We start from the raw sequence: 15,147 nt of genomic DNA, 5'->3' as shown, positions 1-15,147 counted from the left end.
AGCTCCTGGAGCGCATGACGCTCGAGGAGAAGCTCGCCCAGCTCGTCGGCTACTGGGTCGACCAGGGCGGGGAGGTCGTCGCGCCGCTCGCCGGCGAGATGGCCACCTCCACCCGCTACGAGGACGCGACCACCCACGGGCTCGGACACCTGACCCGCGTGTACGGCACGCGCCCCGTCGATCCGATCGAGCGCGCGCAGTGGCTGTGGGCCGAGCAGCGCCGCCTCGTCGAGGAGACGCGGCTGGGCATCCCGGCGATCGTGCACGAGGAGTGCCTGACGGGCCTCGCGGCGTGGAAGGCCGCGACGTTCCCCACTCCGCTGGCCTGGGGCGCGTCGTTCGACGCCGAGCTGGTCGAGGAGATGGGCCGCCTGATCGGCGCGTCCATGCGCGAGCTCGGGATCCACCAGGGCCTCGCGCCCGTGCTCGACGTGATCCGGGACCCCCGCTGGGGCCGCGTCGACGAGTGCATCGCCGAGGACCCCTACGTCGTCGGCACCCTCGGCACCGCCTACGTCCGCGGCATGCAGTCGGAGGGGGTCGACGCGACGCTGAAGCACTTCATCGGCTACTCCGCTTCCCGCGGGGGCCGCAACCACGCGCCGGTCCACGCCGGCCCGCGCGAGATCGCCGACGTGCTGCTGCCTCCGTTCGAGATGGCGATCCGCGACGGCGGCGCCCGCTCGGTGATGAACTCGTACGCCGAGATCGACGGCGACCCCGTCGGCGCGACCCCCGCCTACCTCACCGACGTGCTGCGCGGGGACTGGGGCTTCGACGGAGTGGTGGTCTCGGACTACTTCTCGGTCGCGTTCCTGCACCTCATGCACGCTGTCGCCGCCGACCTCGGCGAGGCCGCCGAGCTCGCGCTCGAGGCCGGGATCGACGTGGAGCTGCCCACGGGCGACGCGTTCCTCGCTCCGCTCGCCGCCCGCATCGCCTCCGGAGCGATGAGCGAGGAGCTCGTCGACCGCGCCGTGCTGCGCCTGCTCGCGCAGAAGGAGCGCCTGGGGCTGCTCGACGCCCGCTTCGACGACGTGCCGGAGTCGATCGACCTCGACTCCCCGGCGCACCGCGACGTCGCCCGCCGCCTCGCGGAGGAGTCGCTCGTGCTGCTCTCGAACGACGGCGTCCTGCCGCTCGCGGCGCCGCGCCGCCTCGCCCTGATCGGCCCGAACGCCGACAGCGCCCAGGCACTGATGGGCTGCTACTCCTTCGCCAACCACGTGCTCGCCCACCACGAGGGCGTGCCGCTGGGCTTCGAGATCCCGACCGTGCGCGAGGCGCTCGCCGACGAGTTCGCGGGCGAGATCCTCGTGGCCGAGGGCTGCGACGTCGAGGGCGACGACGACTCCGGGATCGCCCCCGCCGCGGAGCTCGCGCGGACCGCCGACGTGGCGGTCGTCGTGGTCGGCGACCGCGCGGGGCTCTTCGGCCGCGGCACCGTGGGCGAGGGCAACGACGTCGAGAGCCTCGAGCTGCCCGGCCGCCAGCGCGAGCTGGTGGAGGCGGTCGTCGCGACCGGCACCCCCGTGGTGCTCGTGCTGCTCACCGGCCGCCCCTACGCGATCGACTGGGCGCTCTCGGGCGCGTCGGCCGTGCTGCAGGCGTTCTTCCCCGGGGAGGAGGGCGCCGGCGCGATCGCGGGCGTCGTCTCGGGTCGCGTCGTGCCGTCGGGGCACCTGCCGGTGTCGCTGCCGCGCTCGGCCGGAGCGCAGCCGTTCTCGTACCTGCACCCGATCCTGGGCGGTCCGTCCGACGTGACGAGCGCCGACAGCACTCCGGTGCTGCCGTTCGGGCACGGGCTCTCGTACACGACGTTCTCGCGCGGCGACCTGTCGGTGCTCGACGACGCGGTGCCGACCGACGGAGCGATCACCGTCTCGGTGCGCGTGCGCAACACGGGCTCGCGCAGCGGCTCCGACCTGGTGCAGCTCTACGCCCGCGACGTCTACGCGAGCGTCACCCGTCCCGTCGCCCAGCTGCTGGGCTACGCCCGCCTCGAGCTGGCGGCGGGGGAGGAGGCGCAGGTGCGCTTCGAGGTGCCGGCCGCGCGCCTGGCGTTCACCGGCCGCTCCGGCCAGCGGATCGTCGAGCCGGGCGAGGTGGAGCTCTGGGTCGGCCCGGACTGCGCGACGAAGGAGACGACGGCGTCGCTGACGCTGTCCGGCCCCGTGTCGGTGGTCACGGCCGCCTCGGAGCGCGTGGTGCGCACGTCGGTGCTGCTCGAGGAGGCGGGCGTGCTGGTCGAGTAGCCCCGCCCGCGGCTCCTGGACGTCGTGGATCTCGATGCGCGCGCTCCGCGCGCTACTCGATCAGCAGAGGGGCGTCCCGATGCGTCGCGAACGTCGCCGTCACTCCTGCGGCGGGACCGCGCACGTCACTCCTGCGCGGCCGCCGCGAGGGCGCGGTCGAGCCAGTCCGCGAGCAGCACGCGCTCCGAGGGGGTGAGGCCGGCGAGCTCCGGTGCGAGGGCCCGGACGCCGACGAGGGCGGTGAGCCGCCCGCCGTCGCCCGGGGAGGGCGGGTCGGTGAGGATCCCCGTGAGCACGGCGTCGAGCGCGGCGTCGGCGAGGCCGGGGTCGCGGTCCGCGGCCGGTGTCGAGAGCAGGGTGGTGACCACGCCGGTGCCCGCCGCCTGGATGAGGCCGACGGCGCGCTCCTCCGGCACGCGCAGGCGCCCCTCGGCGGCCACCCGCTGCACGCGCGCGGCGAGGACCTGACGCCCGGAGAGTGCGGCCGGCGATCCGGAGGCGCGGCCCGGATCGCTGAGGAGGCGGAAGAGCGCTGGGTTGGCCAGCCCGAACTCCACCTGCGCGGCCCAGCCCGAGCGCAGGTCCTCGACCGGGTCGACGCCGCCGGCGACGGCCGCCTCGACCGTCCGGGCCTTCGAGTCGACCCAGGTGGCCAGCACGTGCTCCGCGACCGCCTCGAGCAGGCCGTCCTTGTCGCCGAAGAGGCGGTAGATCGCCGGCGCCTGGAGCCCGGCCGCCCGGGCGACCGCGCGTGTGGTGACGGCGGCGGGGCCCTCGTCGCGGAGGAGGCCCGCGGCCGCGTCGACGATGCGCAGGCGCGTGTCGGTCGGAGGAGTCGGGCTGGTCATGAATCGACGGTAGCGCACTGTTGCTATCGATGGAATTCCATGGTTATCTTCCTGGTGGTATCGCCGATACCCCCATCGGAAGGCTCTCCCCATGATCATCGTGACCGGTGCCACTGGCGCTCTGAACGGCGCCACCGTCGACCACCTGCTCGACTCCGTCCCCGCCTCCGCGATCGCCGTCGTCGCACGCGACCCCTCGAAGGCGGCCCGCTTCGCTGAGCGCGGAGTGGAGGTGCGCGTCGGCGACTACGCCGACCCCGCCTCCCTCCCGGCCGCCTTCGACGGAGCGGACCAGCTGCTCCTCGTCTCCTCGAGCGATCCGCGGGCCGACGCCGTCGCCCTGCACCGCATCGCCGTCGAGGCGGCCGTCGCGGCCGGAGTCGGACGGGTCCTCTACACGAGCCACCAGGGCGCCGCCGCCGATACCCCCTTCGGCCCGGGCCGGGACCACGCTGCGACCGAGCGCCTGCTCGCCGAGTCCGGACTCGCCTGGACGTCGCTGCGCAACGGCTTCTACGCGCACAGCCTGGGCCTCTTCCTCGGACCGTGGCAGGAGACCGGAGTGATCGAGGTCCCCTCCGACGGCCGCGTCTCCTGGACCGCCCGCGAGGACGAGTCGGAGGCGGCCGCGCGGCTCCTCCTCTCGGAGAGCCCGCACGACGGGCCGATCACGCTGACCGCGACGGAGGCCCCGACGTTCGAGGAGATCGCCCGGATCGCGGCCGAGATCGGCGGGCGGCCCGTCGAGCTGCGCGTCCTCGGCGACGACGAGTGGGTCGCCGCGCGCGTCGCGGCGGGTCAGCCCGAGTTCCTCGTGCGCTTCACCCTCGGGATGCACCAGGCGGCCGAGGGCGGCTTCTTCGCGGGCACCGGCCCCGAGCTCGGGCGCCTCCTCGGACGCGCGCCGCGCAGCGTCCGCGACCTGCTCGAGGCCGGACCGGCACCCGTCACCCGGTGACACCGCTCGGGCGGCCCCGAGGAGCGCCGTGCATCAGCCGCAGCTGCGCGCGGTCCACGGCGCGGTGGCCGTGCCGGTGACCGTCGCCTCGCCGGCGGCGAGCCGCGTCGAGCGCACCGGAGGCGCCCGGCTCCACTCCGGCGGTCGTCTTCACGCCCTCCGGGTGTCGAGCGGGTCCTCGGCCGTCGTCGGCCCGTCCCGCAAGGGGTTGCCGCTCCGGGTCGCGGGGCGTGGGATGGACGCAGGAGAAAGGAGTCCCATGACTCAGACCTTCCCCGCATGGCTGCGGGACCAGAGCACGCGCGACGACGAGGTGGGCACACTCGCCCAGGAGTTCGCCGCCCGCGACGACCTGCCCGAGCACGGCGGCCGCTCGATCTACGAGGGCTATTTCGCCAGCGAGCCCGCCGAGGCGCAGGCCGGTTTCGACCGGGCCTGGACCGAGTTCGAGGCCGACGTGCAGCCGTCGCCCGCCTCCGACGACCCGGACGGCCTCCGATGAGCGACACGACGTCCCCGGTCCAGGACCCGGACGACCAGTCCGACAAGCCGTCGCAAGCCGAGGGCGAGGACACGCGCGACACCCCCGTCGAGGTGCTGCCGGCCGACGGCAAGCCGTCGAAGGCCGAGGGCTGACGCCACTCGCGTTCACAACGAAGGAAGGATCCGTCCCGAGCTCCCGATCCCCGCGGATCCGGGGCCGCGGGAACGGATCCTTCCTTCGGTGTGCACAGGCGTCACTCCGGAGCGACGACCACCCGCCCGACCCCCCGCGACACGCACGGCATCACCGCCGTCAGGGCGGAGTGCGGCCGAGCTGGGCGTCGATCGGAACCGTGCGGGCCACGACGACATCGCCGGTGTGCGCCGTGGTGACGGTCTCGATGAGGACGATCTCCACCTCCTCGTCAGCGACGGGGTTGTGGCGGACCCCCTTCGGGACGATGAAGAACTCGCCCGGTGCGAGGTGCACGTCCGGGCGGTCCTCGAGCTGGATGCGCAGGGTCCCGGAGACGACGAGGAACATCTCGTCCTCGTCCTCGTGCGCGTGCCACACGAGCTCGCCGAGCAGCTTCGCGACCTTCACGTACTGGTCGTTCACCCGCCCGACGACCCTCGGAGTCCACTGCCGAGTCACGTGCGCGAGCTCGCCGGCGATGCTGGTGCTGTTCTGATCCACGGCTCCACTCTGCCGACTACCGGCCCTCCTCGCGCACCGCACCCGACCGAGGGTTGTGCCATGCCCTACGAACCGGACGCCGGCACCTCCGCAGCATCCGATGCGCCGTTCGCGCAGCCGGTCACCGACCGCTACTTCGACGACTACGTGCCCGGATCCGTGCTGGAGCACGGCTCCTACCGGGTCACCGTCGCCGAGATCGTCGACTTCGGCCGGCGCTTCGATCCGCACGACATGCACACCGACCCCGGGCTCGCGGCCGGCACCCCTCTCGGCGGACTCGTCGCCAGCGGCTGGCACACCACCGCGATGATGATGCGGATGCTCGTCGAGTCCTACCTCAACCAGGCGGCGAGCATCGCCTCGCCCGGAGTGGACGAGCTCCGCTGGTCCATCCCCGTCCGCCCCGACGACCTCCTCCGGGCCCGCTTCACCGTGCTCGACGCGCGCCGCTCCGTCTCGCGGCCCGATCGGGGAGTGCTCCGCACCCGCATCGAGCTCCTGAACCAGGATCGCCTCGCGGTCATGACCCAGACCATGACCAACCTGATCCTGCGCCGCCCAGCGCCCTGAGCGGCGACGTGCTCAGCGCACCGTCGTCGCTGCGGTGTCGGCGTTGCTCCGGATCGACGGGTCGGGCGTCTTCACCGAGAACGTCGACGCCAGCGCCGTGCCCGTGCCCGTGCTCGTGGCCCTGACCGTGATCCTCTCCGTCACGGTCCTGCCGACCGCGAGGCTCGGGCGGTGGAAGATCACGATGCTCCCGACGCGGGTGTACGTCCCCGTCGCGGACACGAACTGCACGCCCGAGGGCAGGATCACCTTCGAGTAGACCGACGTCGCGGTCGCGGGTCCGGCGTTCCTGGTGGTCAGCGAGTACGTGAACGTCCTCCCCTTCACCGCGGAGGTCGGAGCCGACAGGTCCACCCGCAGATCCGCCTTCGTGGCGGTCTTCTGCGGCGAGACGGTCACCGTGCTGACGGCCCGCGCGGCGCCGGCGGAGTTCCTCGCCTGCACGGTGAAGGTGAACGTCCCAGCGGTGGTCGGGGTGCCGGTGAGCCGCCCGGAGGCGGCGAGAGCGAGTCCCGGAGGGAGCGTGCCCGCGACCACGGTGACCGTCGGCGCCGGGGATCCGGTGACCGTGTACGTGGAGTCGTAGGCCGTCCCGACGACACCGGCAGCGGCGATCCCGGAGAGGGTCGGCGCGGTGGCGGCGGCCGCGACGGTCACCGTGTCGACCGTCTGGTTCCGGCCGAAGTCGTTCGTCGCGGCGACGGTGAACGTGAAGGTGCCGGCGGCGGTCGGCGTGCCGGTGAGACGCCCGGTCGCGGTGTCGAGGGCGAGACCCGGGGGCAGCTCGGTCAGGGCGACGAACGCGGGCGTCGGGTAGCCGGTCGCGGTGTAGCCGTAGTCGAAGGCGGTGCCCACGGTGCCGTCCGGCGCTGCTCCCTCGATGGTCGGGCCGGCGAAGCCCGGAGTGACCTCCAGCGTCGTGGACATCCGGGCCGATCCGGAGGCGTTCTCGGCGAGGACCGTGAACGTGGAGGTCCCGGCGGCGGTCGGGGTGCCGGTGAGGCGCCCGTCGCTGCTGAGGGTCAGCCCCTGGGGGAGCGATCCGGACGCGAGGGAGACGGTCGGAGCGGGGAATCCGCCGACGGTGTAGGCGAAGTCGTAGGAGGAGCCGATGCGGCCGACGGGTGCTGCTCCCGACAGCGTCGGCTCGGCGGGTGCCTGTGCGACGGTGATCGTGTGCGCGGCGCCGATCGTGCGGCCGTAGCGGTTGACCGCGGCGACGGTGAAGGTCGACGGACCGCCCTCGGTCGGGGTCCCCGCGAGCACACCCTGCTGCGAGAGGGCGAGGCCCGCCGGGAGAGCGCCGGAGACGACCGTGTAGGCGTACGTGCTCGGGTCCGCGCCGAACGCGTACGAGTAGTCCTGACCGACCGTCGCGGTCGCGGGAGGCGCATCCGCACTGAGGGCGGGCCGGGCTCCGAGTGCGATGTTGTGGTAGCCGCCCGCGTCGATCGCGGTGGGGATGCCGAGGCCGCTCGGCTGCACGAGCTGGCCGTCCTCGTTGCTGCCCCAGGCGACGAGGGTGCCGTCCTTCTTCATCGCCAGGCTGTGCCGGGCGCCGCCCGAGACGGCCACGACGTCCGTCAGATCGGCGGGGACGGAGATCTGCCCGTACTCGTTGCTGCCCCAGGCGACGACCGTGCCGTCGCTCGTCAGCGCGAGACTGTGATCCCAGCCGGCCGAGACCGCGACGACGTCGTCGAGGCCGCTCGGCAGGCCGTCGACCTGAGGAGAGCCGGCCGTGCCCCAGGCGACGACGGTGCCGTCGTCCTTGAGGGCGAGGCTGTGCACGTCGCCGGCGGAGATCGCCGTGACGCCGGTGAGGCCGGCCGGGACGGCGTTGCTGCCCGTCGTGTTCTTGCCCCAGGCCGTGACGGTGCCCCCCTCGCGCAGAGCGAGGCTGAACTGCTCCCCGGCGGAGACCGCGACGGCGTCGTCCAGGTCGGCGGGCGGATCGGTCTCCCCGCGCTCGTTCGACCCCCAGCCGACGACGGTGCCGTCGTTCTGGAGGGCGAGGCTGTGGATCCAGCCGGCGGCCATCGACACGACCGGCTTCAGGTCCGCGGGCACGGCCGTCTGGCCCGACCGGTCGCTGCCCCAGGCGAGGAGGGTGCCGTCGTCCCGCAGAGCGAGGCTGTGGAAGCTCCCGGCTGCGACGGAGACGATCTCGCCCGGGTCGGTCGGGAGTCGCGTCTGGCCGTAGTAGCCCCAGCCCCAGGCCGCGATCCCTCCGGGCTCCACGGTCGCGGGTGCGGCCGGCGCCGCGGCGACGGGGGTGATCCCGGTGATCAGGAGTGCGGCCGCCGCGGTCAGGGCGGTGAGCACCGCGCCGACTCGTGGTGCGGAGGAGGACGGCGGGGGTGTGCGGCGGTGCATGGGGACCTTCACTGTCTCGGGTCGACCGTCACCGGTCGTCGTGCGCGCGGGGCGCTGGTCCGCTCAGTGTCCCGAGCGGGCGCGCCCGCGGGATAGAGCCGCTAGAGGACACGTCCGCTAGCGGACACCCGGGGACACCCGCGGACTCCGCGGACTCTGCGGACTCCGCCCCGACGGCGCAGGCCGCGAGGCGTCACTCCGGAGCGACGACCACCCGCCCGACGCCCCGCGACACGCACGGCATCACCGCCGACTCCCGCTCCGCAGCCGTCAGCACCAGATCCCGGTGATCCGCCTCCCCGCCGACGAGGCGCAGTCGGCAGGTCCCGCAGGTCCCGCTTCCGCACGAGCTCGGCACGTCGATGCCCGCGTCCTCGAGCGCCGCCAGCATCGTCCGGGCGGCCGGTACCGCGATCTCGGCCCCGGTCGGCTGCCACTCCACAGTGAACGGCGCAGTCAGCCCGCCGAACGCAGGCACCCCCGCGAAGTCCTCCGCGTGCACGCGGCTCGGCCGCCAGTGCATCGTCAGCGCGCGGACCTCGTCCTGCAGCGCCTCCGGCCCGCACACGTAGAGGTGCCGCTCGCCCGGGTCGGCGAGCAGCGACCACCAGTCGACCGGCCCGTGCTCACGGCGGTGGTGGACCGTCAGCGCGGGCACCGCGGCGGTCAGCTCGTCGAGGTACGGGGCCTGCTCGCGCGAGCGGGCCAGGAACAGCAGCTCCACGTCCGTCGCGCCGCGGTGCCCCAGCTCGATCAGCATCGCCCGGATCGGAGTCACGCCGATCCCCGCCGCGATCAGGAGGTAGGCGGGCGCCTCGACCAGCTCGAAGGAGTTGCGCGGCCCCTCGACCTCGAGTGAGTCGCCCGCCGAGACGGAGTCGACGAGGCTGCGCGAGCCGCCGCGTCCCTCCGCCGAGCGCCGCACCGCGATCGTGAAGCGGCTCCGATCGCGCAGGTCACCGGTGAGCGAGTAGCTGCGCTTCTCGCCCGAGGGCGTCGCGACCGTGACGTGCGCGCCCGGCTCGGCGGCGGGCAGGGCCCCGCCGTCCGCCTGCCGCAGGACGAACTCGCAGACGTCCGCCGTCAGCATCCGCCGCTCGGCGACGACGAGCCTCACGCCGCCACCACCGCGTCGACCGTCACCGCATCGCCCGGCCGCAGCACTCCGCCCGACAGCACCTCGGCGAACACCCCGACGTTCTCGTGCCCGTAGTTCTCGTGCAGCAGCCGCACCACCGGCACGTCCCTCCGCGCCGTCGTCGGATCGACCTCGGTCGCCGCGCACCGCCCGGTCTCCTCGAGCACGCGCACCCGCACGTCGCCCAGCTGCAGCTCGCGCCCCACCCAGTCGCGCTCGGCCCACGGCTCGAGCCCGTCGAGGTATACGTTCGAGCGGAACCGCAGCGGATCGAGCTCCCGCCCGATGCGCTCGGACAGGTCGCGCACCGACGCGAGCGACACGAGCGAGATCGCGTTCATCAGCCGCGGCCCGTTCTTGGCGTTGTCGGTGAAGTTGTAGCCGTCCTGCTCGGCGAGCACCGGGCGGGCGCCGCCCGGCAGATCCGCGACCCGCGCGTACAGCTCGACGAACGCCTCGCGCCCGTCGGCCGTCGCAAGGTCCGCCTCGAGCACCCGATGGCCCTGCACCGTGACCTCGACCCGCCGCGCGTCGTCGTCGAAGCGGGTGCGCAGCCCCGCGAGCCGCTCGGTGTTCAGCAGCACGAAGTACTCGCGCTTGGGCAGCGGCACGAACGCGTCGGCCCGGTAGGCGCCGTCGGGCTTCGCGAGCGCGAACAGCCGGTCGGCCGGGAACCCGCGACCCGGACGCAGCACCACGCTGTCGAGCCGCTCCGGCGTCAGCCCCTTCACCGGGTAGCGGTAGAGGGAGTGGAGTGTCGTCGGCACCGTGCGAGAGTACCCCGGGGCCCGCGGCAGCCGAGCGGTCCGCCTGTCAGCCCGCGGCTCGCGCCACCCGCCCGGCCAGCAGCGCCGCTCCGGCGTCGTCGAGGTGGTCGAGGGCGTACGACGTCGGCCACAGCCCGCCGTCCTCGTCGAGCGCCGCGTCGACGCTGAAGCCGATCGTCGAGTACCGGGCCTTGTCGACGAGTCCGCTGCGGAAGAACACGATGATGCGCCCCTCCTTCGCCCAGCCCGGCTGCCCGTAGTACAGCTTCGGACGCAGCGCCGGCGCCGCCTCCGTCACGAGCGCGTGCAGCCGCTCGGCGAGCGCGCGGTCCGGCTCCAGCATCTCGGCGATCTTCTCCTCCTGCGCCACCCGCTCGGCCTCGGCCTTCTCGGCCGCCTTGCCCGCGCGCGCCTCGGCCTTCAGCTCGGCCGCCCGCGCCTTCATCGCCGCCTTCTCCTGAGCCGAGAAGCCCGTGTCGTCGCCCATCGCCGTCCCTCCGTCGTGTACTGCCACGGTAGGCCGTCGCGCGACCGCGCCGGAAGGGGACGTCGATGTGCCCGCCGCCGCCCCTTCGTGCGGACACCTCCGGCTCGCAGGAATACGTTCGGCTCGCGGAATCCGGCGATTCCTGCGAGCCGAACGCGAGTCGACGAGCCCGAGTTCCGTCGGCCCCGCGAGCGTCGGTTCCCGGAGGGATCTCCGGCGCGCAGAACCACGTTCGGCTCGCGGAATGGGGCCGTTCCTGCGAGCCGAACGCGATTCCACGAGCCGGAGGTCACGGCCGCAGCCCGCCCCGCGTCACTCCACCCGCACCGTGCGCCGCACGTCGACCGCGATCACCGCGCCCGTGATCACCATCGACAGCGCGACCGAGCCCGCCGTGTCGCTCAGCCAGTGGTAGCCGAGGTAGAGCCGGCTCACGATCTGCACGACGATCAGCGTCACCGCCACGGCGATCGCGATCACGGTGAACCAGCGCCGCTGCAGTCTGCTCGCCAGCAGATAGGTCGTGATCAGGAGGAAGTCGGCCGTGCCGAGCACGTGGCCGGAAGGGAACGAGAAGGTGCGGTCGGGCCCGAACAGCATCTCGGCGACGGGCGGCCGCGGGTGCTGCACGAGCGGTGCGATCACCTGCGCGAGGATCACGCCCGTCGCCATGCCGACCAGCAGCAGCAGCGGCCGCCAGAGGTGCTTGGCCAGGATGATCCAGCCGATCAGCACGACGAGCACCACGATCGGCAGCACGATCGGCCCGAACAGCACGGCCAGCGCGATCATGGGCCCGGTCCGGTCGCGCTCGACGCGCGCGTCGAAGAAGTCCTCGACCGGTCCGTCGAGCCGCTCGATCCCGGTCTGCGTGAGCACGCCGAGCAGGATCGCGACGAACGCGACTCCGCCGAGCAGCGTCAGCAGGCCCGCCGTGATCAGGAGGCGGCGCCGGGCGGCCGCGGGGAGCGTGCGCTCCTCGACGACGAACCTCTCGTGCCAGGCCGAGAGCCGGGCCGTCTTCGAGCCGCTCATCGCGGGGTCCGGTCCAGGGAGCACGGGGCGGTGCTGGTGGTCATCGGCGGGCTCCTCGATCGGTGCTCGCGGCGGTGCGGGCACGCCAGTCTGGCGCGCCGCGTCGCTCCGGGGCGAGGCTTGCGCGGCGCGGCCCGGGATGCAGGGGCCGCCGCCGGCTCTCGCGCGATCGAGTGGGCGGGTCCATCCTGGGGCGATGATCGACGAGAAGCAGACCCTGCTCCTGTACCTGCAGGAGGGCCGCGACGCCCTGCTGAGCAAGCTCGAGGGCGTGTCGGAGTACGACGCTCGCCGCCCGCTGGTGCCCACGGGCACCAATCTGCTCGGGCTGGTGAAGCACGTCGCGGGCACCGAGGCGGGCTACCTCGGCCTCGTCTTCGGCCGGCCGTTCCCCGAGCGTCTCGCCTGGATGGAGGACGACTCCGAGCCGAACTCCGACATGTGGGCCACGGCCGAGGAGTCGCGCGAGGAGATCGTGAGCCTCTACCGCCGCGTGCACGCCCACTCCGACGCGGTCGTCGCCGCCCTGCCGCTCGACGCCCCGGGCGTCGTGCCGTGGTGGACGAACCGCGACGTGACCCTGCACCGGATCCTCGTGCACATCGCGGTCGAGACCCACCGGCACGCGGGCCACGCCGACATCGTCCGCGAGCTGATCGACGGCCGGGTCGGACTCCGCCGCGAGGGCGACAACCTGCCCGAGGGGGATGCGGCCTGGTGGGCCGCGCACCGCGCGCGGCTCGAGGCGGTGGCGCGCGCGTCGGAGTGACGGTGCGCGCCGATCCGCCTGCGGACGCAGGACTCAGCGCCTGACTCCGTCGATCGGCGGGCGGATCCGGTCGCTCGGCGTTGCTTCCGCGGGAGCCGCGTACGCAACCGAGGGCGAGATCGTCGGGTGGCCCCTCCAGCGGCGGTTCGCCTGCCCCCACCCTCGGTTGCGTACGCCTCCGCGACATCGGTGGATCATCCGCCCGCCGCCGAGACCGGTCCGCGGATCCCCGTGGCATCGCGCGAGCGGATCGGTGCGCGGCGGGGGTCTCCGGCGCGCCCCGTCAAGGGGTGGGGTCCGCCGGTGGCGGCGTCCTACCTTCGGGAGAGACGGGTGCGGGGACACCGCGCGACGCACGATCGGGAGGACACCATGCAGAAGCTCTACTACGCCAGCGGATACGTGCTCCTCGGCGACACCATCTGCACGGCGGTCGTGGAGTACGCGCAGGCTCTGGCCAACGTCGGCAAGTCCGACCTCGTCGTCGTGCCGTCGCTATCGGACGAGGGCATGCTCGGCGAGACCCGGCTGCTGCTGGGCCCGGCGAGCCAGCTCTTCGCGAGCCCGGCGCTCGACCGCGGCGTCGACCTCGACGACCCCGACGCCGTGGAGTCGATGCGCGAGAAGACCCGCCGCCTGCAGCCCGCGCGGCCGCAGGCGCAGCCGGCCGAGATCGACGACGACGACTTCCTCTAGGGCCTGGTGGACACGAGACCGTGTTCACCGGTTCGAGGGCCTACTTCTCGAGCGTCGTGCTCGGGCTCTCGCCGAAGCGGTGCGCGTACGACGCCGAGAAGCGGCCCAGGTGCGCGAAGCCCCAGCGGTGCGCGACCTCGGTGACCGTGACGGTGCCGGAGTCGCTCCCGCGCAGCTCCTTCTGCACCGCGTCGAGGCGGATCCGCCGCAGGTAGTCCAGCGCGGTCATGTCGAACTCGCGGCGGAACTCGCTCTGCAGGGTGCGCAGACTCATGTCGGCCGCCTGCGCGATCTGCTCCGTGCGGATCGGCAGGTGCGCGTTCTCGTACATGTACTCGACGGCGGTGCGCAGCCGTCCGCTGCGCGGCACGAGGAGGTCGGTCTGCGCGGTGAGGACCGCGTGGGGGAACGTCTCGAGCAGCGCGATCGCCGCCGCGCGATTCGCTTCGCTGCGCAGGAGCGGCGTGCTCTCGTCGGAGTAGATGACGCGCGCGATCGCCGCGACGGTCGCCGACCAGCGCCGCAGCGTCTCCCCGGTCGGGCGCGCGGTGGAGTCGAAGAGCAGCGGACCGCCCTCGACGCCCTCGACGTCCTGGGCGACGCCCTCGAGGTAGGCGCCGTCGAAGTGGATGAGGTTCTGCCGGTAGTCGTGGAACTCGAAGGCGGTCGGCCGGCCGTTCACGAACATCGCGGGCTGCCCGAGCTGCAGCGCGACCGGATCGCCGTCGATGTCGGTGACTCCGGTGCCGGCGGTCAGCCACGAGACGACGTACTCGCCCTCGGTCTGGATGCGGCCCTGCACGGAGCCGCCGAAGTAGCTGCCCCGGAGCGTCACCTCGGAGTCGCCGACGGACGTGTAGCGGTACGCGAAGTCCTCGCCGGGTTCGACGGCGAAGCGGTGGCCGTTGTAGGCCCCCTCGAACATCAGGCGGGCCTCGTCGATGTCGTGGCCGCTGATGTCGGAGCGGACGACGTCGGGGGAGGAGTCGTTCATCCCGAGGAGCGTCCCACGCGGGAGGGCCCCGCGTCGATGCGGAGGAGGGCGCAGTTCGTTAAGCGGATAAACGATTCAGGGGGCCGTACGCCCGGGTCATCGCGTGCACCGTCGCACTGCGGAACTCCGAGAGCAGGACGACCGAGTGCCGGTGGCGTCCCTGCACGGCGAGCAAGAAGGCGTCGCCCGAGGCGGAGTCCCACCACGCGTCGACCTCGTCCGCCGGGATCCGGACCGTGCCGGCGTCCTCGCTGAGGACGAGGGCGTCGGGGAGGACGAGGAGCGTGCCGGTCACTCCGTGCACGCGGGAGGAGCAGGTGAAGACCGACTGCGGATCCTCGCGGCCGGCGAGACCCAGGAAGTCGGTGATCTCGACGGTGGGAGCATCGAATGCTGTGCCGGTCATCGTGCTCCCCCTTCTCGAGGCGTCCCCCGGGTCGTTCTCGACGTCACCGGAGGAGGTCATCGTGGCTCAGGCCGCGTTCGTCAGGCCGACGCTCTCGGGCTGCGGTGCGGGCTCCGGGATGACGCGCAGGCCTCGGCCGCTGTTGGCCTCCTCCATCAGCGAGCGGACCCATGTGGGGTTGATCGCGGGCATGCGGCTCCCGTTGAACGAGAATTGCAGCGGGATGGCGGGGTGCAGCCAGAGCGTCTGCCGTCCGGTGCCGTGGGTGTTCGACGCCTCGATCTGGAACGCGAACGCCTCGTTGCGGCGGAACTTGTTGATCATGACGATCTGCAGGTGCGCGAGGGCGCGGTCGTCGATGTCGTGGGCGGTGGCGGGAGTGCCGTAGAGGAGGGAACCCATGTGCGGAGTCCGTTCTGTGTGATCGCCGCGGTGTCGGCCGCGACTCGTGCGGGGCGTCCCGACGGATCCGTCGGGGGTGTGGAGTTCGGGGGGCGGTGCCGGCTCGGGGGAGCGGCGTCCGCGCGTTGCCCGGGTTCCGGGGGCGGAGTCGCGGGGCGGTGGGGCCGACGGGGATCGCTCATCCCGCCGTGACACCAAAGTAGGGGAGGGGCAGGGGGCGGTCCCGGTTCCTATCCGCTTTGCGAAACCGTGCTGCACGCTGC

At 73.3% G+C, this 15,147-nt stretch carries 18 protein-coding genes; 7 read left to right on the top strand and 11 right to left on the bottom strand.

Annotated elements, in window-relative coordinates; all coding sequences use genetic code 11:
- The first annotated feature begins 14 nt into the window (after nt 1–14).
- Nucleotides 15–2,255, top strand: coding sequence for a glycoside hydrolase family 3 N-terminal domain-containing protein (locus tag LRG51_RS10325; RefSeq protein WP_230673114.1), 2,241 nt, complete (start codon nt 15–17; stop codon nt 2,253–2,255).
- Between the two features lie 125 nt (nt 2,256–2,380).
- On the opposite strand, the gene LRG51_RS10320 is transcribed toward LRG51_RS10325, so the two are convergent.
- Nucleotides 2,381–3,103, bottom strand: a complete 723-nt coding sequence (locus tag LRG51_RS10320) for a TetR/AcrR family transcriptional regulator (protein WP_055785321.1) — start codon at nt 3,101–3,103, stop codon at nt 2,381–2,383.
- A 91-nt stretch (nt 3,104–3,194) separates the two neighbouring features.
- Here LRG51_RS10320 and LRG51_RS10315 point away from each other — a divergent pair, with 91 nt between their 5' ends.
- Nucleotides 3,195–4,061, top strand: a complete 867-nt coding sequence (locus LRG51_RS10315; protein WP_055785324.1) for an NAD(P)H-binding protein — start codon at nt 3,195–3,197, stop codon at nt 4,059–4,061.
- Here the strand turns inward: LRG51_RS10315 and LRG51_RS10310 are convergent.
- Complete coding sequence (locus LRG51_RS10310) at nt 4,051–4,215, bottom strand: hypothetical protein (protein WP_157603009.1); 165 nt, start codon at nt 4,213–4,215, stop codon at nt 4,051–4,053. The genes LRG51_RS10315 and LRG51_RS10310 overlap by 11 nt on opposite strands.
- Before the next feature lie 105 nt (nt 4,216–4,320).
- Between LRG51_RS10310 and LRG51_RS10305 the strand changes: the two genes are divergently transcribed.
- Together LRG51_RS10305 and LRG51_RS10300 are read left to right on the top strand one after the other, a co-directional pair.
- Nucleotides 4,321–4,563, top strand: coding sequence for a hypothetical protein (locus LRG51_RS10305; protein WP_230672645.1), 243 nt, complete (start codon nt 4,321–4,323; stop codon nt 4,561–4,563).
- On the top strand, nt 4,560–4,697 hold the full coding sequence (locus LRG51_RS10300; protein ID WP_157602116.1) for a hypothetical protein: 138 nt from the start codon (nt 4,560–4,562) through the stop codon (nt 4,695–4,697). Before LRG51_RS10305 ends, LRG51_RS10300 begins: the two co-directional genes overlap by 4 nt.
- A 160-nt stretch (nt 4,698–4,857) precedes the next feature.
- On the opposite strand, the gene LRG51_RS10295 is transcribed toward LRG51_RS10300, so the two are convergent.
- Nucleotides 4,858–5,241: a cupin domain-containing protein gene (locus LRG51_RS10295; protein WP_230672643.1), complete on the bottom strand. Its 384-nt coding sequence runs from the start codon at nt 5,239–5,241 to the stop codon at nt 4,858–4,860.
- Nucleotides 5,242–5,301: 60 nt separating this feature from the next.
- Here LRG51_RS10295 and LRG51_RS10290 point away from each other — a divergent pair, with 60 nt between their 5' ends.
- Nucleotides 5,302–5,814, top strand: a complete 513-nt coding sequence (locus LRG51_RS10290; protein ID WP_230672641.1) for a MaoC family dehydratase — start codon at nt 5,302–5,304, stop codon at nt 5,812–5,814.
- A 12-nt stretch (nt 5,815–5,826) separates the two neighbouring features.
- Here the strand turns inward: LRG51_RS10290 and LRG51_RS10285 are convergent, their stop codons facing one another.
- The 5 genes from LRG51_RS10285 to LRG51_RS10265 all read right to left on the bottom strand — a co-directional run bounded on the left by LRG51_RS10285 (nt 5,827) and on the right by LRG51_RS10265 (nt 11,617).
- Entirely contained in the window at nt 5,827–8,190 is a 2,364-nt protein-coding gene (locus LRG51_RS10285; protein ID WP_230672639.1) for a putative Ig domain-containing protein, read from the bottom strand.
- Between the two features lie 193 nt (nt 8,191–8,383).
- Nucleotides 8,384–9,307 carry a PDR/VanB family oxidoreductase gene (locus LRG51_RS10280; protein WP_230672636.1) on the bottom strand — a complete coding sequence of 308 codons (924 nt, stop codon included), beginning with the start codon at nt 9,305–9,307 and terminating at the stop codon, nt 8,384–8,386.
- The gene (locus LRG51_RS10275; RefSeq protein WP_230672634.1) at nt 9,304–10,095 is read right to left on the bottom strand and encodes an MOSC domain-containing protein; all 792 of its coding nucleotides are present in this window, start codon (nt 10,093–10,095) and stop codon (nt 9,304–9,306) included. Before LRG51_RS10275 ends, LRG51_RS10280 begins: the two co-directional genes overlap by 4 nt.
- A 46-nt stretch (nt 10,096–10,141) precedes the next feature.
- Nucleotides 10,142–10,582, bottom strand: a complete 441-nt coding sequence (locus LRG51_RS10270; protein ID WP_230672632.1) for a DUF1801 domain-containing protein — start codon at nt 10,580–10,582, stop codon at nt 10,142–10,144.
- Nucleotides 10,583–10,894: 312 nt separating this feature from the next.
- The gene (locus tag LRG51_RS10265; protein WP_230672630.1) at nt 10,895–11,617 is read right to left on the bottom strand and encodes a phosphatase PAP2 family protein; all 723 of its coding nucleotides are present in this window, start codon (nt 11,615–11,617) and stop codon (nt 10,895–10,897) included.
- Between the two features lie 196 nt (nt 11,618–11,813).
- Between LRG51_RS10265 and LRG51_RS10260 the strand changes: the two genes are divergently transcribed.
- Both LRG51_RS10260 and LRG51_RS10255 read left to right on the top strand, forming a co-directional pair.
- Nucleotides 11,814–12,386: a DinB family protein gene (locus LRG51_RS10260; RefSeq protein ID WP_107574184.1), complete on the top strand. Its 573-nt coding sequence runs from the start codon at nt 11,814–11,816 to the stop codon at nt 12,384–12,386.
- Nucleotides 12,387–12,758: 372 nt separating this feature from the next.
- Nucleotides 12,759–13,082 carry a hypothetical protein gene (locus LRG51_RS10255; protein ID WP_230672628.1) on the top strand — a complete coding sequence of 108 codons (324 nt, stop codon included), beginning with the start codon at nt 12,759–12,761 and terminating at the stop codon, nt 13,080–13,082.
- Between the two features lie 40 nt (nt 13,083–13,122).
- On the opposite strand, the gene LRG51_RS10250 is transcribed toward LRG51_RS10255, so the two are convergent.
- The 3 genes from LRG51_RS10250 to LRG51_RS10240 all read right to left on the bottom strand — a co-directional run bounded on the left by LRG51_RS10250 (nt 13,123) and on the right by LRG51_RS10240 (nt 14,884).
- Nucleotides 13,123–14,076, bottom strand: coding sequence for a helix-turn-helix transcriptional regulator (locus LRG51_RS10250; RefSeq protein WP_230672626.1), 954 nt, complete (start codon nt 14,074–14,076; stop codon nt 13,123–13,125).
- A gap of 58 nt (nt 14,077–14,134) precedes the next feature.
- Nucleotides 14,135–14,482, bottom strand: coding sequence for a hypothetical protein (locus LRG51_RS10245; protein ID WP_230672624.1), 348 nt, complete (start codon nt 14,480–14,482; stop codon nt 14,135–14,137).
- A gap of 66 nt (nt 14,483–14,548) precedes the next feature.
- Nucleotides 14,549–14,884, bottom strand: a complete 336-nt coding sequence (locus LRG51_RS10240) for a DUF7882 family protein (RefSeq protein ID WP_055785367.1) — start codon at nt 14,882–14,884, stop codon at nt 14,549–14,551.
- Between the last annotated feature and the right edge of the window lie 263 nt (nt 14,885–15,147).

Origin of the sequence: Rathayibacter sp. Leaf248, from assembly GCF_920939495.1 — a bacterium.
In the GTDB taxonomy this organism is placed as follows: domain Bacteria; phylum Actinomycetota; class Actinomycetes; order Actinomycetales; family Microbacteriaceae; genus Rathayibacter; species Rathayibacter caricis.
This window is presented reverse-complemented; position numbering and strand designations above follow the sequence as displayed.

What these genes read in the sequence shown, in the direction of transcription:
- LRG51_RS10290 (WP_230672641.1), top strand. Translation starts at nt 5,302, where the DNA reads ATGCCCTACGAACCGGACGCCGGCACCTCCGCAGCATCCGATGCGCCG.
- LRG51_RS10315 (WP_055785324.1), top strand. Translation starts at nt 3,195, where the DNA reads ATGATCATCGTGACCGGTGCCACTGGCGCTCTGAACGGCGCCACCGTC.
- LRG51_RS10250 (WP_230672626.1), bottom strand. Translation starts at nt 14,076, where the DNA reads ATGAACGACTCCTCCCCCGACGTCGTCCGCTCCGACATCAGCGGCCAC.
- LRG51_RS10260 (WP_107574184.1), top strand. Translation starts at nt 11,814, where the DNA reads ATGATCGACGAGAAGCAGACCCTGCTCCTGTACCTGCAGGAGGGCCGC.
- LRG51_RS10265 (WP_230672630.1), bottom strand. Translation starts at nt 11,617, where the DNA reads ATGAGCGGCTCGAAGACGGCCCGGCTCTCGGCCTGGCACGAGAGGTTC.
- LRG51_RS10270 (WP_230672632.1), bottom strand. Translation starts at nt 10,582, where the DNA reads ATGGGCGACGACACGGGCTTCTCGGCTCAGGAGAAGGCGGCGATGAAG.
- LRG51_RS10285 (WP_230672639.1), bottom strand. Translation starts at nt 8,190, where the DNA reads ATGCACCGCCGCACACCCCCGCCGTCCTCCTCCGCACCACGAGTCGGC.
- LRG51_RS10305 (WP_230672645.1), top strand. Translation starts at nt 4,321, where the DNA reads ATGACTCAGACCTTCCCCGCATGGCTGCGGGACCAGAGCACGCGCGAC.
- LRG51_RS10240 (WP_055785367.1), bottom strand. Translation starts at nt 14,884, where the DNA reads ATGGGTTCCCTCCTCTACGGCACTCCCGCCACCGCCCACGACATCGAC.
- LRG51_RS10325 (WP_230673114.1), top strand. Translation starts at nt 15, where the DNA reads ATGACGCTCGAGGAGAAGCTCGCCCAGCTCGTCGGCTACTGGGTCGAC.
- LRG51_RS10245 (WP_230672624.1), bottom strand. Translation starts at nt 14,482, where the DNA reads ATGACCGGCACAGCATTCGATGCTCCCACCGTCGAGATCACCGACTTC.
- LRG51_RS10300 (WP_157602116.1), top strand. Translation starts at nt 4,560, where the DNA reads ATGAGCGACACGACGTCCCCGGTCCAGGACCCGGACGACCAGTCCGAC.
- LRG51_RS10255 (WP_230672628.1), top strand. Translation starts at nt 12,759, where the DNA reads ATGCAGAAGCTCTACTACGCCAGCGGATACGTGCTCCTCGGCGACACC.
- LRG51_RS10320 (WP_055785321.1), bottom strand. Translation starts at nt 3,103, where the DNA reads ATGACCAGCCCGACTCCTCCGACCGACACGCGCCTGCGCATCGTCGAC.